Here is a 22,724-nt window from a genome sequence, read left to right on the forward strand (position 1 = left end):
TGTTCGGAAATCCACACTACATCAAGCGGAACCATTTGTACTAATACGCTATATATTGACCATAACTAAATTAGCTCTGTTGAGGATAAAAAGCGATGGCAGCAAAGCTTTCTTTCTTTCCAGTAGACAATGGGGACATGACGCTCATCAAGTTTGATAGCGGTAAAACGATTCTGATCGATGTTAAGATTCGCACTGCTGCTGATGATACCGAGGACGACACTCCCGACGTGGCATCTAAATTAAGAGAACGTCTACAGAAGGATCAAAAGGGGCGTTATTACGTAGATGTATTTCTTTTAACTCATCCTGACCAAGATCACTGTTCAGGCTTATCCAAGCACTTTCACTTAGGCTCCCCACCCGACTACAATAAGAAGGATGATAAGATTTTCATCCGGGAAATTTGGTCATCCCCAATTATCTTCCGCAGAAAAGAACGGCAAGCTAAAGCGGAAGGTATCGTTTTATGTGACGATGCCCTAGCCTTTTGGTCTGAGGCAAGACGACGAGTAACCTACTTCCGTGAACACAGTAAAAGTGATATCGGAGATGGCAATCGGATCTTGATCTTAGGAGAAGATGAAGATGGCAAGACCGACAATCTATTGGACATTGTCATCAAAATTGATGAACTCATTACCACGATCAATGGTGTACAAGATTCGTCTATGACTGCGAGGTTGTTAGGGCCTCTGCCAAAATCGAATGACGAAGATGAAGAAGAAGCATTAGAAAAAAATCGTTCAAGCGTCATCTTGGCTTTTTCTTTTAATATCAACCAAACTACCGATGTCTGCCGTTTTCTCACTGGTGGTGATGCAGAAGTAGCAGTTTGGGAAAGGCTTTGGAAGAAACACAAAAATAAAGGCTGGCTTCAGTACCATATTCTTCAAACTCCCCATCACTGTTCCTGGCGTTCTCTCTCTTCTGATAGCTGGAGTGATTTAGGTGAGAATGCCAAGGTTAATCAAGATGCCCTCAACGCTCTTTCTCAAGCCAAGGATGGGGCACACATTATTGCCAGCAGTAAACCAGTAAAAGCAGAAGATTCTGATCCTCCGTGCATTCGAGCAAAACGCGAGTATCAATCTATTGTTAAGCGGGTCTCTGGTGCTTTCAAATGTACAGGAGAATATCCGAGTGAAGGTAACCCGGATGTCATGGAATTTGAGATTACCGAGAACGGCCCTCGACTACAAAGCCAATCAATGAAGGCACCCGCAATCATCTCAAGCGGTGCGATCGGAAGACAGCCCTTATCTCACGGTCAATCGCTATTGCAATAACCAAGGAGAATGTCTTCTGGATACTGTAACAAACAAAGCGATAAGAAGGGCAATCCAGTCAATTGCAGATCTCTATTTAGTAGAACAAATCTCTAACATCGAAGTAAATTCTGAGACTGGAATAGTAAAGGTCACAGCCTACATCAATCTGGGGCTTCCTTTTCAGTGGCTTGCCCAGGGACAAAGCCCTAATGGTGTTCTGGCTATTGAACCCGTCACTTTTTCCTTCCCCCCAACTTATCCAGTTCATGCTCCAACGGTCATGCTTCGGGATGATTTTAATCGTGCTCTTGCACATGTACAACCAGGAGCTGCAAGCGGGCCTGTTTTCCCCTGCGTATATGAAGGAAATGTAGATGAATTACTGCATTCAGAGGGACTTGTTGCCATTGTAGATCAGGTGGTTTCATGGCTTGAAAATGCCGCGTTGAACAAACTTATCGATCCTCAGCAAGGATGGGAACCAGTTCGCCGGGACAACCTTAAAGATTTTGTCATTGCTGATGCTCAGCATTTGAAAGGGCTGATCTCAAGACGTGAAGAGTACTTTTTCTTTCCCTTTGAATATACGAAGATCACTTCATCTGACAGTCAAAAAGAATTCTGGATTCACGGTGAAATAGGCACTAAGCAGACCAAACTTAATAGTGAAATAAATGAGCTGTTCTCCTACTGGAAGCCTGGTAAACACCTTCTTTTTGGAAAGAGCCTTGCTCTGGTGATTACGCCAGGGAAACTCCCCTCAGGAAAGCTTATAGTTGCAGACCAATATCGGCCAGAGACAGTTACTAATTTTACGGAACTCTCGGAGCGTGCCAAAGAATATGGTTGTCTCAATGCACTTCAGGCAGGCTTTCAGTCATTAACGAACCGTTTGAAAGGTTTTCAGACACTTAAAAACGATGGAATTCCACTAGTGCTAGTTCTTTGTGTTCGTCGTCCCTATCCTCTCATAGGAGACTCCTCGAATATTGAACTTGTCCCTTACACCTTAAACATTCATGCTCCAACGCTCTTACCGCAGGAAGGTTCAACTCCTGTATTTCCTACTGGTCATCTGCATTCGATTACGCCAAAGTTGCTTCACGCACTATCTGGCGAAGCATCACTCCCTGATAACCGTGATCTAGTTCTCCTAGGCTGTGGAAGCCTTGGTTCAAAAATAGGAATCCATTTAGCTCGATCTGGTAAAGCTCCCAGAAATGCCATCGATAAAAGTTACTTGTCTCCCCATAACGCTGCTCGTCATGCGTTGCTTCCTGACTCTGTAAACAATCATCTTGTATGGCTTAAATCGAAAGCAAAGGCCCTCTCTTCAGCGATCGCTGGGCTTGGTCAAGATACAACTTCGTTTACTGAAGATATTACCAAAGCAGTAAGTGACACGAAATTACTCAGAAAATTGATACCTCACAAAACTTGGAGCATTATTAACGCCACAGCCGCCCTTCCTGTGAGGGAAGCTCTGGTGTCGGTAGGCATAAATCATCTTAAAGCACGAATTATTGAAGTAGCTCTTTTTGCCAACGGGCACGTCGGCACTCTTACGGTTGAGGGACCAGAACGAAATCCTAACTCAGTAGATTTAATCGCCCATTTCTATGAAACTGTTCGCCAAGACGCGCATCTTCGTGACCTAATCTTCACTAAGGACAGCCCAATGCAACAGCGATCCATCGGACATGGATGCAGTTCGACCACGATGGCTATTTCTGATGCTCGAATATCTTTATTTGCTGCTGCTATGGCTGAAGGAATTGCAAAGCTGCGAACCGACAACTTTTCAGATAGTGCTGGAAAAATCTTACTAGGAGAGTTGGCAGATGAAGGAATGGGTTTGCGATGGCGCTCTATCACTGTATCTCCGGTTAGAATTATATCAACTGAAGGCAAGTCTTCTTGGACTGTCCGGCTCTCAGAACATGCTCACCAGCAAATTTTGGAAGAGTGCGCTCGTTATCCCTCGGTTGAGACAGGAGGCATCCTGATGGGCAGAGTCTCAGAAAGCCAACATGCGTTTCTTGTGACCAATATCCTTCCAGCTCCGCCCGATAGTCATCGTTCTACCTCTAAGTTCAACTTGGGTAGGAAAGGGGTGAAAATTCAAATTGAAGAATATGTTAAATCTTGCAACTATACCTTATACAGCTTAGGCACATGGCATAGTCATCTTGGTGACTCTCGCCCTTCACAAGCTGACTTTCAGACAGCGACAACACTTGCAGACGGACGAGTTACCCCCTCTGTTATGCTGATTCGATCGCCAACAGAGTATCGTGCAATACTTGCTACAAAAGAGTAAAGCCACTCTCTATCTATCCTCAAATCGCTATGTCGAATGAGCAAAAAACACTAAAGCAACAAAACAGCTTACAAATTGGTGCTTATGTAGTAATCAATGTCCTAGTTTTTTGGGGCTTAGCTAACGGAATTGGAATTAACTTTCAGGATTCAAATTCCTTGCCAGAGCAGCTATTTACATCAGCGTTATGGTCGGTCGTCATTGGTACGTTGACCACAATCTTAAGTGGTCAAATGGATCAAAACTTCAAATATTTCTTGATTTTTTGGAGACTGAAAGATAGGCTTCCTGCATGTCGAGCCTTCTCATATTTTATGATTCAAGATCCGAGAATCGATCCTAAAACTATTGAAGCAAAGTTGACTACTATCCCCACTGATCCAACTGAACAAAATCGCACTTGGTACAAAATTTACAAGAAACATCAGGACAAAAACTCTGTCATAGATGCCCATAAGAATTTCTTGCTTACAAGAGAGATCACTGGGCTAAGCTTTCTACTTTTAATCACACTAGGCTCAGCAAGCTTCTTCCTCTTTCCTAGTTGGAAACTAAGGATCTTTTATTTAATTGGCCTTCTAGTTTTATTCCTTCTAGCCTCTCAAGCAGGAAGAAACTATGGTGCTAGGTTTGTGACAAACGTTCTCGCTGAGGAATGTACCGATACGAGTACAAGTACAGCAAAACCATAAATTCCTCAGTTAGCTTATGATGTTTACGAATTTGCAATTCCTACTTCAGATCAAAATCCTTAGAGAGCTCTTTCAATAGCTCATTTAGTTTTGTGAGCGCCTCTTCTGAGGGGCGTGATTCTCCGGTTAGTTCAATTCGCACTTTGAATTCGAGTTCCAGTTCACTTTCCGTTGCTGCCCGTTGGAGATCATCAAGTTGCTCCTCAAGGTTCTGGATCTCGTTGGTCTTGTCCGGTTCCCCCACTCGGTGTGGGGTTAGGGGGGTGGGGAGCCGCGTTGGGAGCGCAGGACGGCAAAATCGTCTGTCACTCAGAAACACAAACTCTCAAGCCGTCCGAGTACCCAATACAATCAATCAGCGGAGCAGAGCGACGGCCCTATCCAGTGCGGCGGGAATCAAAACCTACGCTACCTCTGCCTCCCTCGCTTCTTCGCTCGTTTGCTCGATTGAGCATGAAGATAGAACTCAATCGTGCGCTGATGCTGTTCAGGATCAGCACGAGTTGCAACCCAATCGGAGAGAAGCTCCACATTGTAGAGAATCGTGCGGCGGCCAGAATTTACGTACACCCAGTGAATGCCCTCAATCAGAAACTTCTTCTTAAGGCGATAATTCTTCAGGCAGGAGGGTGAAAGCCCAATCAGTTTAGCAGCATCGGCTGTTTTTATCCATGCTGAGTGAGTTGTTGTGGGCTGATTAGCCGGTGCTGCTGGAGATGTGCGAAGCCTGGTCATGTATCTTCCTGGTTGAAGCAGAACCCAATGCAAAAAACAAAGTAGAAAGCATTCTCCTCAGCACTTTTCAACTTCGGAGATTTGTAGCAATCCAGCTTTGAGCCTCCTCTGGATCTAGATCCGTTAATTCAGTCAAGAATTTGTAGAGCACCCAGGAAAGATCGTGTCGTAGGTCACTAATCGCCGCGTCAATGTCTTGCATATCGCTTTGCAAATCAATCACCTGATCGCGTAGGTCTCTCTCCGCCAAAGCATCAAGAAACAAATTGCGTGCGTATTCATGCAGACTCTGCCGTTGCGAGAGACCTTTCTTCTTCAGCTCATTGGCAAGTGTGCTGTCAATCCGAAAACTAATTGTTGTAGACGAAGGTTGTTTCTTCATCGAAAAAAACATGCAAGCACGGTAAAAGCCTTGATGGTGATGCAATGAGGAGTGTGAAAATCGAATCTGTGTGCAGCGTGCAAGCACCCTACAGGCAACACAGAGTGAGGATTGCGAGGATCGCACGAGAGGTGCATCAGGTGTCCTCCCAATCCAACTCTTTCCTTCCGCTTCGTTCTCTAGGAATGTTCTCAGGAAGAGAACCAAGTCCAGTTCACAAATAGTGATATTGTGATTAGCTAAGAACCTTTCCTTCTCGATTTCCTCGAATAGATTCCGAAGAAAATTTCCCACAGGCTAGGACTAGGATTAGCGGTGCGTTTTACCGATGCATCTCCTGAGTCAGTCTGTACCTGCGGCAGGTTTACATCTCTGATGTGGGTGCGGGACAAATCAGCTTGGAACAGTCGAGCTTGGTTCATCTCAGAGCCAGAGAGGTCAGCGTTTGTGAGGTTTGCAAAACTCAAATCAGCATGGGACAAGTTTGTGTCATTGAGTAATGCATCACTTAAATTTGCCCCGATTAGCCGTGCTCCACTCAAGTTTGATTCAGAGAAAACGGACTCGGAGCAATTGGCATAATCAAGCACTGCATTGCTGAAGTTTGCGCCTGTGCAATCTGCTTCAGTCAGGTTTGTCGCTCGAAGAATTGCGCGACTCAGACCTGCTCCTTCAAGTCGTGCCTTGCTTAAGATGGCTTCTTCAAGGTTTGCTCTCGCGAGACACGTATGACTCAGATCTGTTGCTGAGAGGTTGACTCCTTGCAGATCAACCTGAGTCAAATTTGCGCCTTTTAGCAGTGCCTCATGCAGGTTGAGCGCCTGTCGCAAATTAGCTCCCTGAACATTAATGCTCGATAGGTCAATGCCCCTTAGATCCACAGCCAAAAACTGAAGTCGTCGGAAGTCCCGATTTCCACCCTGATACCGCTTGTGAAACTCCCAGTCACGAATTGAGGCTCTACAGAAGCATTTTCGGTACAGTTTGAGGCACAGCAGCCAAAGGTTCAGGAGCGGGAAACGAGGTTCAGGAGGGGAAGAACGCATTCTAGGGAACGATTCCGAGCGCGATCGCGGCTTCGGTAATCCTGGTAAGAAGGGTTTGCGAAAGCTCATGGACAGACTCCTGAAGTTCAGAGATGTATTGAGAGCAGCGTTGTGCGGTTTGCGGGTGAGACAAAAGTTTTTGGGTTGCGGTCTTACCAAGCAGGTATCTCCCGGTAAACGAGAGCGTTTTCAGCGGTTGCGTTAGCTCTTCGTCGGAAATCTGAGGCACAGGAGGGCTAAGCGCTTTCAGCAGTGTTTGAACCCCTTGGGCTTCCATTTCAAGCGCACGGATTTCGATCGCTACCCCGTGAAGGAGCAACTGAATCTGTGGGGGATGGTGCTGAACACCCAGAGTCTGAAGAGAACCCAAGGCAGCGCTCGCATTATTGTATGAGGCAGAGATCTTCCAGTGGTGGTAGCCGAGTACAATGTGAGGTCTCGTCTTCCAGTGGCATCCGCCCGACGTTTCGTATCTCTCAATCAGCTCGATAAGGGGTGGGTAAGCACAGCTCCCCGATCGCCGCATCTGCTCAGCACAAAGTGAGAGAAATCGAAGTTGATGTTTCAGCGTTTCGTTACTCGATACAGAACTTTCCTCAGTCATCATGGTTTGTGTGCGATCGACAGGACATAAGGTAATTTTGATGAGACGTTAGCGGCGATTTCTCAGTCCCCGCTCAATGGCTCGAAACATCTCTTCTCTGATCTGGTAGAGGGAATCGTCGTAGCTCAAGGCTACGTCTTTACGCTTTGCGTAAGTTGCAAGGTTGTAAGCAGCAACTCCACTCGTTGTCAGACTGATGACAAAGAAAAACACGGCAAAACCAAGGGATGCCCATTGTCCTGTGACCAGCCTTGACCAAAAACTCTCATGAGCTACACGACTCAGTTCCAGCCCCGACTTGACATTCCCTTGAACATCGAAATGTGCGGAATAAATTTCGCCTCTTGTCTCCTTGAGGAAAATAAGGGGTCCAAGCTGGTTAATCTGAGCATTGATCGCCTCTAGGTTCGTATCAATCTGCTGTTCAAGCTGAGCTACTTCGTCACGTGCTCGATCTGCTTTTCTACAAATCGGCAGGAGCGAATCATCAACCTGCGTCCAATTGCGATCGCGCTCAGCCCAAGTGCCATAGGCACGGTTGTAAAGCAGATCTCGATTCGGAGCGCCTGGTGGCAGTGCTTCCAACTTTTCTACAACGTCATCGCACTCAGCCTGAAGCGACAATACATTTTCTTTTTGACGCAGAGCGTTTTCTCGCTGAAGTGAAAACTCAGCGAGAAAACGCTCCTCAATTAATTCCTGTGCTCTCTCTTCAGCAAGCATCGACTGATTAAGCAAAAGCTCTGTCCCTGGTCCAGCCGTCAAACTCAAAATCAGATTGAGAGCCGTAAATCCCCAGAGTGCAACCTTGGCTCCAGGACGATCTCGTGCAGTTCGAGACACGACCGCAACGCCAACCTCATTACTTACAACCAGAAGTAAGACCCCTGTCACTGCGGTAAGTCCTGTACTGATTAAACCCATGCCCGCAAAGCTAAATTGTAGGAAGGGATAGGTTGTTAGGATATTGATCAGGGTTGCGGTACTGACGATAGTTGCAGTACTTTTTGCATCCTTGGTCAAGGTATCATCTACATGAGCAGAACCGTGAAGCGTATTTGAATCAACCCACAGAAGTTGCTTAATTGTTCCCAGAAGTTTGTTTTTGAGCGGCTTTGACGAAAGGTTAGGCTCTTTGTTAGAAGCAGCAAGTTTCCTTAGCGGCGCGTATTCTGGCTGCATTTCTAGCCACTCTATAAAGTCCTCAGGATGGCATTCAATCTCCTGAATAAATCTTTCAATCAAGGGAAATTGAGACATGGCAATTATGAGTGTAGTGAGTAGGAGAGAAATACTTATTTGATGCGTCTGAGATATTTCTTCTTTGGCTTAGGACGAGTTGGCTTATTTCTTCTTTGGCTTAGGACGAGTTGGAGGTGTGTGAGTTGAGCTACTCTCACGTTGCACGGGAAGCCCCAGTGCTTTTCTTTCTTCCTCTGACCAAGGTTTCAGTGTGAGTGACGGATCGGTCTCGCTCACTCTAAGGTATGCAGAAAAGTCCTGAATCCGTTCAACCCGTCGCTCCTGAATCTCTTGCCAAGAATAGGTGTGGCGATGAATCCCTTTATCAGAAGCGATGAAATAGGCTGTTAAACCATTTTTAGGTCCAGGTTGGGGAAGATTCATATCCATCAGTTCCTGTGGCATGACAGTACGACGAGTCGCTCTTTTGTAGTTTGTGCCATTGGAACTGCTGACTTCCTTGCCGTAGGAGGTTGATTCGTTGTACCCCTGCTCTACATATTCGTACTCGCCGATATACTCAGAGATAATCTTTGCTGAATCTGAGTCCAGTCCAAGAATAGCTTTGTGGCGGCACGTGCCAAAGATCAACTTGAAGCGGGATTCCCCATACTCCTTGATAAACTCAGCGACACTGTGAAAAGCTATAACCACACAAATCCCTGCTGAGCGACCCAAGCCAACAATATTCTCCAACCTATCAAATCTTGCTCCAGTGCTCGCCTCGTCAATAAAGATCCATACCCTACGATCTGGCTCATCAGAAGAGAGGTTGTTCAAGCAAGCGACTACAAATCGAAAGAGGAGTGTATTTGTTTTCTTGATCGTGTCTTGGTAGAGATGGTCAGAGCCAAGCACAAGAATGTATTCATCTTTAATCCAATCCTTAAAGGTAAACGTTTCCTTGGCATTCTCCCATCGGGCAGCGATCGAGTTAAATTGCTGAAGCCGTGACTGGATTGTTGTCAGCACTTCGTTCTGACCCTGCTTTTTACTCTTGAAAAACTCATCATACGCACTAGGTTGAGGGTGATGCTTGTGAATCAAGTCAGCAAGATCTTCCTTGTTGCTCACAGCAAGGATGAGATCACGGAGTGTCCAGTTACCTACCTTTGCATGTTGCAGACTAATGATTGCTGCGGTGAGTACAATTCTTCCCGCATCATTGAAATACCTATTATTGTTATTTCCGTCCTCTTCATCTGGTATCAGAACAGCAGCAAGTTCAGATGCCATTGCATCTCCCTCGATCTCGTGCCCGATACGCCATGCTGTACATCGTTCATCGAGTGGGTTTAGGATCTTGTATGGAGCACCAAGAGCTTCTAAAAACGGCACAATATCCCGCTTAGAGTCAAACACGAGGCCCCTCACATTTGGAACGACACCGATTTCGGTGAGCGTGGGAGTCATCATCATTTCTAGTAAGGTGCTCTTGCCTGTTCCGATATTGCCGATGATGCCAAAGTGAAGGGGTTCATCCTTCTTCTCAATCACCAAGGCACCCCACGGTAAACTCCTTTGTCCTTTTTCACTCAATAACTGTTCAGCAGTCGGTCTTGGCTGCTGTAATTTTGCGCCTCGAATAACTTTATTCCAGGGAATTGTATTGGATCTGATCAACACAAAGCCTAAAAGCAAAGCAGTAAAGATTGAGAGTAGAAATGCAAGTTGCAGCGTAATTGCAGGAATAAAAACAATGCTTGCCACAAAAACGGCTATCCCTACCCCTGCAACATGAGCAGCAGGAAACATCGAAGCTGTAAAAGCGGTTATTAAACCTCTCCAGCTCAAACTCCTCCTTGAGAGAAAAGCTTCAGTTGTCTTTGCAATACCAAAGAGGGCGATTGCAACACAGAAGATACCGACCAAAGCTCCAATCCAGTTTGCTGGATTCCACTGACTAAGCTGAAAGCGAATGAGCAGCGAAGCTGTAACCGTAGCTCCCAACCAGTAGAGCAGAGGGGCAAGTACCACAGCGATCCCCATGAGGATGCCCCACGTTATCAAGCGTTCCATTGTTTATTCCTCCTAAGAAAAACGAGCCTGATTAGTAATGTCAGCGGCTCTTAAGTCGGGGTATATCCAGCCAACAAAGAGGCGATTGATGAAAAGAAATAGGCTGGTAACAACAGTTAACCAGTGAGGGGTGTCGGTGTAATGAAGCAATCCGTAATACATCGAAACACCAATAAATGGAGGAAGGAGTAGATTCCAAACTCCAATGATTAGCCATCTCAGTCCACACACAAAGATTTGGAGCGGGAAGAACTTAAACGAATCGCATTCGTGAAAGAAGCCATCGGCATAACGGTAAAACCAAAAGGTGAGGAAGAGTAGAAGCCCAATTCGGAAGAAACTATTGTTGAGATATTGGGCTGCAAGAACAGCAGCAATCCACGGATAAAGAAAATACCAGAGGATAATGAGACCAGGAGTAATAAAGCAAAGGCGAAAGAATTGAATCATATCCTCCCCTTGGGGCAGAATCTGGTGAATTAGCGTCGATGGTAGGGTATAGTGAGTGATCTTGTGACTCGTCGAATGAGAGATTTGAGAAAAGAGTCGAAACAGGTGGAAGAGTAAACGGCTGATTGCTAGCCATGAGAATCACGAGCGCAACGAGCGTAGCAACGAACGCTCCCGCGAAAAATGAACCGAGGCAGTAACGGAGAAACATACCAAGCGAAACAAAATTCTTCGGACCTTGAGATGCCCTTTCTCGAAGAAGATTGGCAACGCGGTCAGCAGCAAGTCGCAGATCGTAGGCAGTCGCCTTAAAGTCACTGAGGTCTTGTTGAAATCGCTCAAACTGCTCTGGCAAAGGTATCACAGCAATTTGACACTGAGTGACCACCAGAAGGGACAAGAACATCGGATCATCGGGTTCTACTCCTGTGCGCTGGATGATCTGTAAGATTTTTGATTTCTGCTCCTCGCTCTGCCCCTCTAAAACGAGATCAATAAGGTAGCGATCGCGATTACGCTCTGATTCCTGATTGTGTGGATTTTGGGAGTTATGCTGATTCTGCATGATTGAACAATCCAGTGCGTTCTATGCCAGCAAAAACGTCTCGCATGAAATTCTTAATCCGTTGCCTTGAAACAAGGCTTAAGCTCTGGTGAGCAAGGGCATCGGTTAAAGTGAGTTGATGCGCTTCGACAAAGTTTCGCTCGGCGTAAGGGAATTTAGGCAAATCAATGACAGAAACTTGATACTCACGAATAGCATCCTGAATTTCTTCATCCTCATCTACATGCCTCCAGTCATCGCAGAGACCCCAGTTTCTAACTAGAACGTGGGGCATCCATTCACCCAGGTCGCGCAGCGTTTTGCTGAAAAATTTGACGGAATCATATCCACCGTTAGTGACATACCAGTGGCAAAAACTCACCCCATGTTCCTGACCTAATTCGTACAGACCATCTTCGATAAACCATGCCCGTAACGCTTCGTGGACGTTAGCAGGCAAATTGGCAATCACGAGAGATTCGATCGCACTGCTAAACAGTCGGTCTGCTTTCGACCGCTGAGTCGGATCTTCAGTAAAGTAAGCAAGAATGGTTTCTACCGATGAGCGGTAGGTACGGGCAACATCTGGGGTCTCACGATCGCACTCCGCAAGTACGAAAGTAATGGTGTAGGCTAAGCAAAATTCAACCAGACTTCGACTCGTAAGCGATTTACCTACACCACCCTTGTTGCCCCCAATCAGATGGAGACGTGCCATAAGAGCAATGACCTCTTTTGTGGTTAACTTAAGTTTGAGAACTGCGATTCGATATCGTCATCAGATATCGTCTTACGATTGGTAAGACGTGCTTGACGATCAGGGGAAAGCTTGGGATTCGGTTTTTGAGGAGCAGGTAGTAAAGCCGAACGAGATGGAGACTTAGCAGGTTTCGCTGAAGCAGTACCCTGCTCTTTTTTGGCCTTCGCCATGTACTTTCTCAGCGTTCCAGCCGTAATGCTGATTCCTGCCTCAGAGGAGATAAGTTCTACAAGTTCGTCGTAGGTATAGCCCTTATCGTGGGCGCTCTTTAGGTGTGGATACCATGTAGCGATTAATTCCATATGGGTTGATCTTGTTCGGTTCCTGCGAGTTTTTGAGGGTAAATCAGCCAGTTTCTTGAAAAAGGCTTCCTGGTAGTTTTCCCCATCATCAGAAGCAGGTTGGGAATGAATAGCCATATCATCAGGATTAGATAATCAATGACTGGACGTAATCGGTAAGTTCCCTCTCAGACGGGTAGATTCATTCGCTCTGAAATCATCAGCCAAATCAAAGAAGTGTAAATACCCCTCGAACTGTTTCAGATCGTTCTTTGTTTGTAGTTCAGTCAGCATTTCTCTCTTCTTCGTTTAGTTATTCCTGTGTCGGTTGGTAGTCAGTGAGCACTTATATACCGTGATAGCAACGTGTTGTCTGGCTTAATGTCGGACTAATGTCGGACTTTCTTCCGACACGGTAAGAAGGAAGAATTGCTGGAAATGCGACATGAGAGAAATAGCCCGATGAAACATAGGAATACGTCAGTATACTGGCCAGTCTAGTAACAAAAACGTTCCTATTTAAGAAAGATATTTAGGAGAATCTACGGATTCCACGACCTTTCCTTGAAGAATTCCAAAGAGCACGCTGGAAAAAGTTTTTCATGCATTCAGAGAATAGAAATAGAAGAAATCGTTCGCTGAAAGTTCGTGAAAATAAGAAGGAGGAAGTGAAAAGAGTATTTAATCGGAATAACACGACCATAGGCAGGCTTGCTGAAGAATTGGAGCGTAGCCGAGATACGTTAAGTAGATTCTTTAATGGTCATTCAGTAGACCGAACGACCTTTGAAGAAATTTGTTCAAAACTAGGGCTTAATTGGCAAGACGTTGCTGACGTAGAGGAACCAGAACTTCGTCAAGATTGGGGCACTGCACCTGATGTAACCTCTTTGCTAGGACGTGATAGAGAGCTTCATACCCTTAAAAAATGGATTACAACCGATCGCTGCCGTCTTGTTTCTATTCTTGGCATGGGTGGTCTCGGTAAAACGAGTTTAGGCACCCTAGCGGCAAAGACATTTGTGCCTGATTTTCAGTACGTAATTTGGCGGTCGCTTCTGAACAGACCACCCCTTGAGCAAATCTTGCTTAGTCTTATTACGTTCGTTTCAAACGAGAAGGAAAGTAAACTACCAGAGACAAGTGATGCACAGCTAGAGCTGCTGCTTCACTACCTGCAAAAGCATCGCTGCCTCATCGTGATTGATAATCTCGAAAGGATTTTGGAGGGTGAATTTCCCCACGTTGTTTACCGTTCGGGCTATGAAGAATACAGTCAATTTCTTCAGGTAATTGGTCAAACTGCTCATCAAAGCTGCTTGCTTCTGACAAGCCGTGAAGAACCCCAAGAACTTTCACGATTAGAGCAATTAGAGCAGGTTTGCACATTACACTTAGCCGGCTTACCTGCACTTGAAGCAAAAGAGATTTTTACTAAAATTGGCTCCTTCTCCATCCAGTCAGATGATGAGTGGAATAGGCTTATTGCTTTCTATAATGGCAACCCTCTCGCTTTAACCTTTGTCGCACGACATATTAAAGAGGTATTTTTTAGTAATATCACTACATTTCTTGAGGCTGAGAAGCATCTTTTTCCTGATATTTGGCAGTTGATTAATGAGCACTTTGAACGCCTGACCGAAGAAGAGCAGGAACTTTTGTTCTGGCTTGCTATTGCGAGTGAACCAATGTCTTCTACTGACCTGAAGGCAAATATCTTAATTCGGGCAAGAAAAGATGCCGTTGAATCGACTTTGAAGTTGTTGACGCGGCGGGTACCATTGGAAAAACAAGAAGCCGATCGCACGTTCTCGCTTCAGCCCATGCTAATTGAGTTTATGCTCGAAAAGCTCGTTCAACAGGCATGTGAAGAACTTCTAGATAAAAATATAGCGCTTCTCAAAAGTCATGCCCTGCTTAAAGCCGAAGCAAAAGAGTACGTGCGGGAAACGCAGATTCGCTTGATTGTGAGAGCGATCATTGAGAGGCTGTCTCCGAGATTCGATAGCGACAAGGCGTTTGCAGCCTATCTTCAAGACATTCTATCTTCGCTTCGTAATCACAGTGAACACCAAGCAGGATATGCATCCGGCAATATCATCAATCTCCTCTGCTGTCTGAGTAAGACTCACTCTAAAATTACGCTCAGAGGCGCTAATTTTTCTCATCTCTATATTCGAGAAGCGTATCTTCAGCAGACTGAATTGCAAGAAGTGAACTTCTCAAACTCTAGCTTTGTCCACTCCACGTTTACACAATCGTTCGGCACGATTATGTCGGTAGCATTTAGTGTCGATGGAGAATATCTTGCTATTGGTGAGGGCAACGGTGTTATCCAAATATGGAACATCAAAAGGAGACAGCTCATTCGATTGCTCCGGGCAAATGAGAATGACAGAATTTGGTCTCTTGCATTTAGCCCAGAGAGCAACATGCTTGCCAGCGGAAGTGAAAGTAAAGCAATCCGTCTCTGGAACATTCACACCGGACAATGCCTCAAAACTTTCTATGACCATCAAATGGTTATGGCAGTGGCTTTTAGTCCAAATGGAGAAATTGTCGCAAGCGGAAGTGCTTATCGAACAATCAAGCTTTGGCGGGTTGAAACGGGCGAATGCATCAGGGTTTTACAAGGACACGCCAGTCTGGTTCTATCCGTTGCCTTCAGTAGGGATGGTGAACTCCTCGTAAGTAGTTCTTATGATCGAACAGTGCGACTCTGGGACGTACAGACAGGTGAGTGTATCAGAATATTGAGGGAAGCAACGGATGCACTTTGGTCAGTTGCTTTCAGCCCCGATAGTCAGCACATTGCAGGGGGATGTGATGATCAGGCTGTACGACTGTGGGATACCAAAACAGGCAGATGTACTCAAACATTACAAGGGCACACCGATAGAATCAGAGCCATTTCATTTAATCATGATGGGACTGTCCTTGCGAGCGGCAGCGGTGACAGAACAATCAAGCTTTGGAGTGTAGAAACCGGTGAGTGCTATAGAACTCTAACCGGACATACAAACATGCTCCAAGCCATTGCCTTTCATGGCAAAACGATTGCCAGTGGTGGATACGATCAAACGGTGAGGGTTTGGAACGCACAAACCGGACAAACCCTGAGAGTTCTGCAAGGATACAGCAATTGGATTATGGCAGTCGCCTGTCATCCTCGTGCTGAACTACTTGCTAGTGGCGGCAGTGATGGAACAATCAAGCTCTGGGATACGAGTACAGGTACCTATCTCACCTCCTTACAGAGACATGCTGAATGGGTCATCTCGATCGCATTTAGTCCTGACGGGAAAATATTAGCGGGTGGTTGTGATGATCAAACCATTCGATTTTGGAGATTACATCGCGGAAGAGAATATCGCCCTGATGCGATGTCTATGACTGGACATGCAAATTGGGTGAGATCGCTTGCCTTCAGCCCTGATGGACAAAAGCTGGTCAGTGGAGGAGAAGATAAGACAGTGAAGGTCTGGAACGTGAGAAAAGGCGAGTGTTTATTTACCTTGCCAACTCAAGGAAGCGTATGGACGGTTGCTTTTAGTCCCGATGGTGAGATGATTGCTGGAGCAGGTGAGGATGGAATCGTGTGGGTTTGGAATCCTCACACTGGCAGGAGCTTGATCAACTTAAAAGGACATACAAATATTATCGGGACAATTGCATTTAGTCCTGATAGTAAAACGCTTATCAGTGCCTGTGGAGATCAAACCATTAGAATTTGGGATATCCGTCAGGGTACCTGTCTCAGAACGTTTCAGGATGACAACCTAGTCATGGCAGCAGCCTTCAGTGTGGACGGACAAAGGATTGCTAGTGGTAATGGCAATGGAGTCTTAAAACTGTGGGATGTTGCTACGGGCGAATGTCTTCATGCTGTTCAAGAGCACACGAGCTGGATTCGATCCATTGCGTTTAGTCCAGACGGAACGAAAATTGTTACGGGCAGCAACGATAGCACAATTCGAGTTTGGGATACTGTAACCCACCAGTGCCACCAGGTCTTGAGGGCGGAAAGACCGTATGAGCAGATGAACATTACAGGGGTTACAGGGCTGACTCAATCTCAATTACAGAGTCTTCAAACGCTTGGAGCCTTTGATTAATACCCTTAAAGCTATCTGCTCCTTTCCTGCTCCTGTACGTGCTGATGCAGTCTACTCGCAAATCTATCCTCTCTTTGAAGTGCCATGCGAGTACTCATTTTGTAAGAAGGATTCATGGACTCCTGCTCCTGCTTTGACATGTAGGAATAGACCCGCGTACTCACTCTGGCTCGTGACATCTGAGCCAGGGTTTTGTCTCGTCCAATCCCCTGGGTAAAAACGTAGACGTGGCGAGTTTCTAGGTCTCGTGCGTCGGTTGTTGCCACCGCATACGCTAAATCAATTGCCTTGAAATGTCTGAAATTAACCAGCCTTGATTTTCCATCATCCAGCTCGACTAGGGCGATCTTGGTGAGCGGTTCGATTGTCTTAACTGTCCCCAAGGCTCCCTTGGTAATGCCGTAGGTAAAATCAGTTTCTCGGAAAATAATCCGCTCCCCTGAATGGACATGCTCAGTTCCTACCTTGACGGAAGTTCTACCAAGCACTTCTGCCTCCTTCCTCTTAGATTGGGCCAGATGGTTAAGGATGCGAGCTTCAGATGAATTATCCGTAATCATTAGGTGATCTTGAGGGCGCATCACTCCTCTCTTACTCCATTCCTTGACCAGGGCATCCATCGCCTCTTCCTGAGTTAAAGCAATTGATAAAAGCCCCTTCTCAGCTAACGTCTCTAATGCTGTGCGGCTTCTACCCTCTGCAACGTTTCTCACTACGCCCCTAGCCCAAGCTGCTTCCTGCCTCTGAACTGCGACGAGTTCCATCGTATCCACACTCTGGGCGATCGCCTCTAATGCGCCGCTGTGCCGATAGGCTTGAGGTTGTTTCAGGTCGCCAGAGAGAATCAGCTTTGCACCCGCGTTTCGGGCTTCGTCGAGCAGTCGCTTCATGTCACTTGCGCCAATTGCCTGAGCATCATCAGCAATCACGACCGTTCTCCTTGAAAACGGTGACTTCGCAGCAGAATAACGGCCGTATCGCCGGTACCCTTCCTCTGCTCGATCAATTTGGGAGAAAAATTGCCAGAGACTCATACTCTGTCCCTTCTCCTGAAAGAGAAGTTTGGACAACGTGCTCTGCTCGCCGATCCCTGTTTTCTCTTGAAGCTTTTCTGCCCCGCGACGAGAGGGAGACACTCCAATCACCTGATATCCACCTCTTTCAAACATCTCCCGTGCAGCACGAAGCGTATAGGTTTTTCCCGTGCCGGAGATTCCAGAGAGAACTTTGAGATTACCCCGCTCAGCGATAAACCGTAGAGCTTTTTGCTGCTCCTCTACCAGGTTATGCCGCGCTGCCACAGCCTCTATCCGTTTTTCTGCTACGCGAACCGAGCGATCGCGCCCCAGGGTGATTGCTTGAGCAATTAACTGCTTTTCAAGCTGATAGAGCCGCTTATTGGCAAACCGTTCCTCCCCATCAATTTGACCAAGCGCCATGACATGACGTGAACTGAGGTATTTTTCGGAGAGCCGAAGTACGTCGGCGCTATCTAGCCCTCTAGTTTGCGCTGCGACTGCGATCGCTTCTACCATCTTTCGCCAGGTAAAATGGCTCTGATGATAAACGACCTGCGTTGCTGCTTCTCGTACCGCTCTCCATTCCTGAAATTTTCGCAGGAGCGAGAAATGCTCCCTGCCCCGCCCAACGAGTCGCTGTGCGTGCCTTGAACCAAAGCCGTACTTCGTTCCAGTCTTTTGCCAGTTCGCAAAGAGCGCCATCCGCGATGGAAGTGGTTCCTTCTCTTTTCGCGTTTGATAGGCTACAACCTGAGCCTGGGCAGAAGTAGCGGGATGTTGTGCCTCGATCTCTTCCCGCCTTGATGACCAGAGATTCATTAAAGCTTTGTACTTCCCGCTCTGGCGCGAAAATCCCTTCAGTTCAAACCAACTCTTCTCTCGTTCTAAGGAAAGCCCTAATTCCCGCTGTAGTCCCGCTGCTAGCTCTGCACGGTAGATCGCACCTGCTGCCATCTTGTGTTGATAGAGCAGCCTGGAATGAACTGCTCCGGTTGAACCATCGTCTCTGACAGAAACATTGAGGACGAGCGCATGAGTGTGGAGGTAGGGTTCTTGATTGCGATTAGTGCCATGCTGGAAGGTTGCAACCACGAATCGAGTTTTTTCACACTCACTTCCTGCACTTCCTCGGCGGCTACCAGAATTGACTTCAAGATACTGGAGCGCTTTTACTACCGCTTGATGATGAACGTGTTCAATAGCATGTTGAATGTGGGCATTTGAGATAGCCCAGAGAATTGAGACACTTTTAGAGGGTGCAAAGACACAATCCCAACCCGGTATCCGATCTCTGTCTCCAGCATTCTGAACTAGGTGCTGTCCATCCGATGAGAAACCAGAAAATAACGCAAGAAAATCGTCCCTTCTAAGCCTTCCAACCAAACCGAGTGCCGCTGCACCACTACCCTCCCAGTATCCTGGCGGCTCACCGGATTTTGTGCAGTCAAATTCTCTTTGTTCTTGAGCTAAATTTGCGTAGTAAAATGCGCTTCGCCTTCCCATCTTTGCGATTGTGATCATGTAGGAAAGCCTTAAGCTCGACAATCAAAATCTTAACACAGACAGGGTAATTAAATAGGTTTATACAACGCTTTTTTCCTGAGAATTGTTATTAATTAAATACAGAATTAACTAGTTTGCACGAAAACATCATCTGAATTAACACAGGAATAATTCATGTCACGTCTTACTGAGAATTTTTAACTCAAAAGATATCGGAAACTAAATCAACTAAAAATTCCGCACTCGATTTCATGAATTTCTCTATGAAAGAATTCCTTACTTCATTCTCCTTTTGATTGTTGGAATAATTCTGCCTTTTCTACACATTAGTTAACCAAGTTCAGCACAATTACTGCAAGATCTAATGCAGAGAAAGGATTGCTAACCAGCCATCAAAAACACGACAAGAAATTAAATTGAAAACCCTCTCAATCAAAGTTTGTTTGCTACAATAAAGATGTTTTTGTGATGCTTCGTTTTGCTTTGCCATCGATAGTCTGATTCGAGAGGAATCTGTTCCCAAAAAGCATCACTTGTCTGCGTTTCGTATAGATATTCCTCTCACCAATTCCAGGGTTTCTTCCTGCGAATACCTGCATTCCACTAAGCACATTTTCAGTTTGCAAAAAAAGTTCTTCACAAGGAGGTGTAAGAGAATCAACAGGATTTCTGTTTCACAGGATGTGGTCAGAGTCCTTTTTAATGGAGAAAAAATGGAAACATACATGGAAATTCTCACTTACAGAGTCCCAGTTTGGGGATCTGGAGTGATTGTTGGCAGGCTGCTGCTGCCGTTTATTTCACTCTGGATTTCGGAGTGGGTGAAACAGATTCATGGACTCCTTGAAGGGGTACTTCCGGGACGAAAGGTCAGGAAGCTTTCAAGGGGAAATGAGTTACTGACAGAACGAGTAGAGAAGATAGAGTCTGATATCGACAATATCAGGAAACTTCTCATAGAACGTCTGGACTCAGATAAGAAAGAAGCTGCTACCCCATCTAAAAATGGAATAGCAACTCCGCAATAACTTATAAAGCTATCAACTGTTCCCGCAGTTGGTAGCTCCTTTTTATGGAACTGAATATGAAGGATACAAAATTACTTCACGCATTACAAACTATTCTTGATTATCTCGCCGATGACTTCAAGGACTATGAGATCAGAAAACAAGAGGGAATCGAGCAAGAGAATCATATCGGAACATCACTCGTGATTCTTCTGCGATATCTCAGAAGGCACTACCAAGAGGAGTTCTAAACTCACTACAAACTTCGGCAGTTAGCAATCCCGCCAACTGTCACCACTAAACAAAAATATCAGCAAACGGGGCGTTCACTCTTTCACCGGAGTGGATGCCCCGTTTCTGTTTTAAGCAGGAAAATCCTATGAACTATTTTATTGGAGCTACCACCGTTGAAGAAATCAAAGCCCGATATCGACGGTTAGCGATGAGCCACCACCCTGATCGAGGGGGTGATACTGAAGTCATGAAAGCGCTTAACCGCGAGTACCATGAAGCCCTCCGCAGGTGTCATGGCACTACGACAAAGGGAAGCGAGGGAACAGAGCACACCTACTACTACAACGAAACAGTTGAGCAGGCTGTCATGGACAAGCTCGCCCAACTGATCGGTTTTAGTTTCCCCAATGTTCGCATTCTGCTCGTTGGCACCTGGATATGGGTAGATGGAGCAACTAAGCCAGTGAAAGAGCAACTCAAAGCGGCCGGACTCCATTGGCATTCGCAGCGCGAGAAGTGGTACTGGCACGCAGGGCGCTACCGTCGCGGCAAAAGCAATGCCGACTTTGAAGCGATCGCAGTGAAGTACGGCTACCGAGAATTCAAAAGCAGTAAACGGAAAGAGCTGGACCTCTAAAACCCCATAGCTTTCCCAATCGCTTCAGCTAACACGGAGGTTCATCAATTGCTCAGATGGTTGAACCTCCATTTCTACAACGGAGAGAATAACAATGACATTAACAAAAGCAAAGGAAATTTTGAGTGCCGAAGACCTAACTCAATTCATTGGCACTACACAGTATTGGAATCTAAGTCCCCTTTATCCCTTTCTCTGCACTGACGGAGTTCACTTCCTTGCAGAACAGGGCGGTGCGTTCTGGTTGCTAGATGCGATCGCAGCTTGGCAAATTGATCCGAGAGTCAGAGATGCTCAGAATCTAAAAGACATTCAGTTTTGGAAACTGATCGTGAACGAAAGCCAATCAGCAAAGCTTATCTGTGAACGAGACAAAGGAGATATTGTTGTCACTCAGAAAATTGTATGGACTGACTTTCCACTTCCAGAGATAAAGCTCTATCTCTGCAATATGTGGTGCTTTTGGGAGCATGTCCAAACGGGTAGCTCACGCAGTGTTCACAATTACGCTGTACTGATGTTGCCATCGGAGTATTAGGAACCCCAAGCCGCTTCTTCCGAAGCGGCTTTTTTAATGGTCATAGAACAATGCATCCAATACAGCAAAGAGGGTTCTACCTTGAAACTTAGGGATAGCCCTGATTTAGAAAGATAGGCTTGAGACAGGTTCTAAACTAACCTGGTAGCCTGACTGCTAAATACGGTTGCACATTCGCTTGAGCAAATGATCTTTGTGATGCTCATCCAAATGGGTTGATCCCTAGATCATGGAAGAGTTGCTGCTTGCTGAGCATATGATAAATAGCAATTAAGATCCTTGCTCCGACTTACAAAAAAGGCAGCCCTATCAAGACTGTCCATGACCACAACAGCAGCACAACCGCGCAACCGTCGTCTTCATCGCTTTAATCTTTCAGCGTTACCGCTTTACCAGAGACCTAGCTTGCTCATATCATTTAGGTCGTTTACTCACAGTCGCGCTAAGCGCTGGCCAATTCAGGGAAACAACTATCCTTCCGCAAGCTCATATCTACCTGAGTTAGCAAAATTGTGGTCTCATAGCCAATTCTGCCCATTTCTGGTTCCTGTTCCATTTCCATCTCGACCAAATAAGACCAGCCTTCAGCCTCCGGTTGATAGCTTTTAATGGTGCCAGTTCCGCCAATAAAACTCACTTTCTGCTCCTTGCGAAATTGAGGTGCTGTTGCAATTGTTACAGCCATGATCACCCCATCAACTTACTTTCAAGTGGTAATTGTCATTAGTTATCGTTGTAACTACCAAGTAAGCTTTTAGTTCTCTATCAGTAGTACTACGGTTGTATGGGGATCGTATCGCTAAGGAAAGAATTCGCTAATGCAGTCAGGTTACAAGGCAAATCCTAACAGCGACTGACTCTAAAGTGATTATCATGCGTCTCCAGTGCGATCCATGTCTTAACCAGGCTCTCGATTGAGCAGCACTGCTAGCGCTAAAACGCCCATAGCGATCGCCCCCATCTAGTGACGTGATTTATGTCGAGCAATGTGGTTAGACTGGGCTGAATCTTACCTTGAAAATCGCCCTGAGGGCGGTTGAGGTATGCATCGAGAGAAGACTTCTGACTCCAGATAGATAGACAGAAAGGCAATCTCCATCAAGAGTGGTATGTAGCTCTAGATATCGCTTACTGAAATACTCCTTAAAGGCAGACCGCGTCAAATACAGCAGCCTGCGATCGCTCAATTAGTACGAGAACTGCGCGCTACGATGCACCTATCCCAGGAAAAGTTCGCCGACGAATTAGGCATGACCTTTGCTACGATTGATCGTTAGGAAAATAGACGTGCCACGCCTTCTCCTTTAGCACTCAAGTAAATTTAT

General features: G+C 45.9%; 19 protein-coding genes. 7 read left to right on the top strand and 12 right to left on the bottom strand.

Features of this window, described 5'->3' with window-relative positions:
- Nucleotides 1-95: 95 nt before the first annotated feature.
- From H6F88_RS30605 to H6F88_RS30615, 3 genes are read left to right on the top strand one after another with little or no spacing between them, the layout of a single operon-like run.
- Entirely contained in the window at nt 96-1,289 is a 1,194-nt protein-coding gene (locus H6F88_RS30605; RefSeq protein WP_190646606.1) for a metallohydrolase, read from the top strand.
- Nucleotides 1,240-3,591, top strand: coding sequence for a Mov34/MPN/PAD-1 family protein (locus H6F88_RS30610; protein ID WP_190646607.1), 2,352 nt, complete (start codon nt 1,240-1,242; stop codon nt 3,589-3,591). The genes H6F88_RS30605 and H6F88_RS30610 overlap by 50 nt, the downstream gene beginning before the upstream one ends.
- A 29-nt stretch (nt 3,592-3,620) precedes the next feature.
- On the top strand, nt 3,621-4,283 hold the full coding sequence (locus H6F88_RS30615) for a hypothetical protein (protein ID WP_190646608.1): 663 nt from the start codon (nt 3,621-3,623) through the stop codon (nt 4,281-4,283).
- 40 nt (nt 4,284-4,323) lie between these two features.
- Here the strand turns inward: H6F88_RS30615 and H6F88_RS30620 are convergent, their stop codons facing one another.
- From H6F88_RS30620 to H6F88_RS30665, 10 genes are all read right to left on the bottom strand, one after another.
- On the bottom strand, nt 4,324-4,602 hold the full coding sequence (locus H6F88_RS30620) for a hypothetical protein (RefSeq protein WP_190646609.1): 279 nt from the start codon (nt 4,600-4,602) through the stop codon (nt 4,324-4,326).
- A gap of 89 nt (nt 4,603-4,691) precedes the next feature.
- On the bottom strand, nt 4,692-5,018 hold the full coding sequence (locus tag H6F88_RS30625) for a hypothetical protein (RefSeq protein ID WP_242050778.1): 327 nt from the start codon (nt 5,016-5,018) through the stop codon (nt 4,692-4,694).
- A 67-nt stretch (nt 5,019-5,085) separates the two neighbouring features.
- Complete coding sequence (locus tag H6F88_RS30630) at nt 5,086-5,400, bottom strand: hypothetical protein (protein WP_190646610.1); 315 nt, start codon at nt 5,398-5,400, stop codon at nt 5,086-5,088.
- Nucleotides 5,401-5,639: 239 nt separating this feature from the next.
- Nucleotides 5,640-6,515 carry a pentapeptide repeat-containing protein gene (locus H6F88_RS30635; protein WP_190646611.1) on the bottom strand — a complete coding sequence of 292 codons (876 nt, stop codon included), beginning with the start codon at nt 6,513-6,515 and terminating at the stop codon, nt 5,640-5,642.
- Entirely contained in the window at nt 6,448-7,053 is a 606-nt protein-coding gene (locus H6F88_RS30640; RefSeq protein ID WP_190646612.1) for a hypothetical protein, read from the bottom strand. The genes H6F88_RS30635 and H6F88_RS30640 overlap by 68 nt, the downstream gene beginning before the upstream one ends.
- Before the next feature lie 45 nt (nt 7,054-7,098).
- On the bottom strand, nt 7,099-8,310 hold the full coding sequence (locus H6F88_RS30645; protein ID WP_190646613.1) for a hypothetical protein: 1,212 nt from the start codon (nt 8,308-8,310) through the stop codon (nt 7,099-7,101).
- An 84-nt stretch (nt 8,311-8,394) separates the two neighbouring features.
- A complete protein-coding gene (locus H6F88_RS30650) occupies nt 8,395-10,311 on the bottom strand; it encodes a type IV secretion system DNA-binding domain-containing protein (protein WP_190646614.1) in 1,917 nt (638 codons plus the stop codon).
- A gap of 12 nt (nt 10,312-10,323) precedes the next feature.
- On the bottom strand, nt 10,324-10,761 hold the full coding sequence (locus H6F88_RS30655; protein ID WP_190646615.1) for a hypothetical protein: 438 nt from the start codon (nt 10,759-10,761) through the stop codon (nt 10,324-10,326).
- Between the two features lie 548 nt (nt 10,762-11,309).
- Nucleotides 11,310-12,023: a mobilization protein gene (locus H6F88_RS30660; protein ID WP_190646616.1), complete on the bottom strand. Its 714-nt coding sequence runs from the start codon at nt 12,021-12,023 to the stop codon at nt 11,310-11,312.
- Nucleotides 12,024-12,046: 23 nt separating this feature from the next.
- Entirely contained in the window at nt 12,047-12,484 is a 438-nt protein-coding gene (locus H6F88_RS30665) for a hypothetical protein (RefSeq protein WP_190646617.1), read from the bottom strand.
- Between the two features lie 530 nt (nt 12,485-13,014).
- Here H6F88_RS30665 and H6F88_RS30670 point away from each other — a divergent pair.
- A complete protein-coding gene (locus tag H6F88_RS30670; RefSeq protein WP_190646618.1) occupies nt 13,015-16,461 on the top strand; it encodes an NB-ARC domain-containing protein in 3,447 nt (1,148 codons plus the stop codon).
- Nucleotides 16,462-16,472: 11 nt separating this feature from the next.
- On the opposite strand, the gene mobF is transcribed toward H6F88_RS30670, so the two are convergent.
- Nucleotides 16,473-19,001, bottom strand: coding sequence for a MobF family relaxase (gene mobF / locus H6F88_RS30675; RefSeq protein WP_277882255.1), 2,529 nt, complete (start codon nt 18,999-19,001; stop codon nt 16,473-16,475).
- 602 nt (nt 19,002-19,603) lie between these two features.
- On the opposite strand from mobF, the gene H6F88_RS30680 reads away from it, so the two are divergent.
- The 3 genes from H6F88_RS30680 (at nt 19,604) to H6F88_RS30690 (ending at nt 21,399) form a co-directional block, all read left to right on the top strand.
- On the top strand, nt 19,604-20,011 hold the full coding sequence (locus tag H6F88_RS30680) for a hypothetical protein (RefSeq protein WP_190646620.1): 408 nt from the start codon (nt 19,604-19,606) through the stop codon (nt 20,009-20,011).
- Between the two features lie 358 nt (nt 20,012-20,369).
- The gene (locus H6F88_RS30685; RefSeq protein WP_190646621.1) at nt 20,370-20,861 is read left to right on the top strand and encodes a hypothetical protein; all 492 of its coding nucleotides are present in this window, start codon (nt 20,370-20,372) and stop codon (nt 20,859-20,861) included.
- A gap of 94 nt (nt 20,862-20,955) precedes the next feature.
- Nucleotides 20,956-21,399: a DUF6876 family protein gene (locus tag H6F88_RS30690; RefSeq protein ID WP_190646622.1), complete on the top strand. Its 444-nt coding sequence runs from the start codon at nt 20,956-20,958 to the stop codon at nt 21,397-21,399.
- 442 nt (nt 21,400-21,841) lie between these two features.
- Here the strand turns inward: H6F88_RS30690 and H6F88_RS30695 are convergent, their stop codons facing one another.
- Entirely contained in the window at nt 21,842-22,084 is a 243-nt protein-coding gene (locus tag H6F88_RS30695) for a hypothetical protein (protein ID WP_190646623.1), read from the bottom strand.
- Nucleotides 22,085-22,724: the final 640 nt, after the last annotated feature.

The sequence above is a fragment of the Oculatella sp. FACHB-28 genome (assembly GCF_014696015.1).
In the GTDB taxonomy this organism is placed as follows: domain Bacteria; phylum Cyanobacteriota; class Cyanobacteriia; order Elainellales; family Elainellaceae; genus JAAUTN01.

Bases quoted from the DNA above. Each gene is read 5' to 3' on its own strand.
- H6F88_RS30605 (WP_190646606.1), top strand. From the start codon at position 96: ATGGCAGCAAAGCTTTCTTTCTTTCCAGTAGACAATGGGGACATGACG.
- H6F88_RS30615 (WP_190646608.1), top strand. From the start codon at position 3,621: ATGTCGAATGAGCAAAAAACACTAAAGCAACAAAACAGCTTACAAATT.
- H6F88_RS30625 (WP_242050778.1), bottom strand. From the start codon at position 5,018: ATGACCAGGCTTCGCACATCTCCAGCAGCACCGGCTAATCAGCCCACA.
- H6F88_RS30630 (WP_190646610.1), bottom strand. From the start codon at position 5,400: ATGAAGAAACAACCTTCGTCTACAACAATTAGTTTTCGGATTGACAGC.
- H6F88_RS30635 (WP_190646611.1), bottom strand. From the start codon at position 6,515: ATGAGCTTTCGCAAACCCTTCTTACCAGGATTACCGAAGCCGCGATCG.
- H6F88_RS30640 (WP_190646612.1), bottom strand. From the start codon at position 7,053: ATGATGACTGAGGAAAGTTCTGTATCGAGTAACGAAACGCTGAAACAT.
- H6F88_RS30645 (WP_190646613.1), bottom strand. From the start codon at position 8,310: ATGTCTCAATTTCCCTTGATTGAAAGATTTATTCAGGAGATTGAATGC.
- H6F88_RS30650 (WP_190646614.1), bottom strand. From the start codon at position 10,311: ATGGAACGCTTGATAACGTGGGGCATCCTCATGGGGATCGCTGTGGTA.
- H6F88_RS30655 (WP_190646615.1), bottom strand. From the start codon at position 10,761: ATGATTCAATTCTTTCGCCTTTGCTTTATTACTCCTGGTCTCATTATC.
- H6F88_RS30660 (WP_190646616.1), bottom strand. From the start codon at position 12,023: ATGGCACGTCTCCATCTGATTGGGGGCAACAAGGGTGGTGTAGGTAAA.
- H6F88_RS30665 (WP_190646617.1), bottom strand. From the start codon at position 12,484: ATGGCTATTCATTCCCAACCTGCTTCTGATGATGGGGAAAACTACCAG.
- mobF (WP_277882255.1), bottom strand. From the start codon at position 19,001: ATGATCACAATCGCAAAGATGGGAAGGCGAAGCGCATTTTACTACGCA.
- H6F88_RS30685 (WP_190646621.1), top strand. From the start codon at position 20,370: ATGAACTATTTTATTGGAGCTACCACCGTTGAAGAAATCAAAGCCCGA.
- H6F88_RS30690 (WP_190646622.1), top strand. From the start codon at position 20,956: ATGACATTAACAAAAGCAAAGGAAATTTTGAGTGCCGAAGACCTAACT.
- H6F88_RS30695 (WP_190646623.1), bottom strand. From the start codon at position 22,084: ATGGCTGTAACAATTGCAACAGCACCTCAATTTCGCAAGGAGCAGAAA.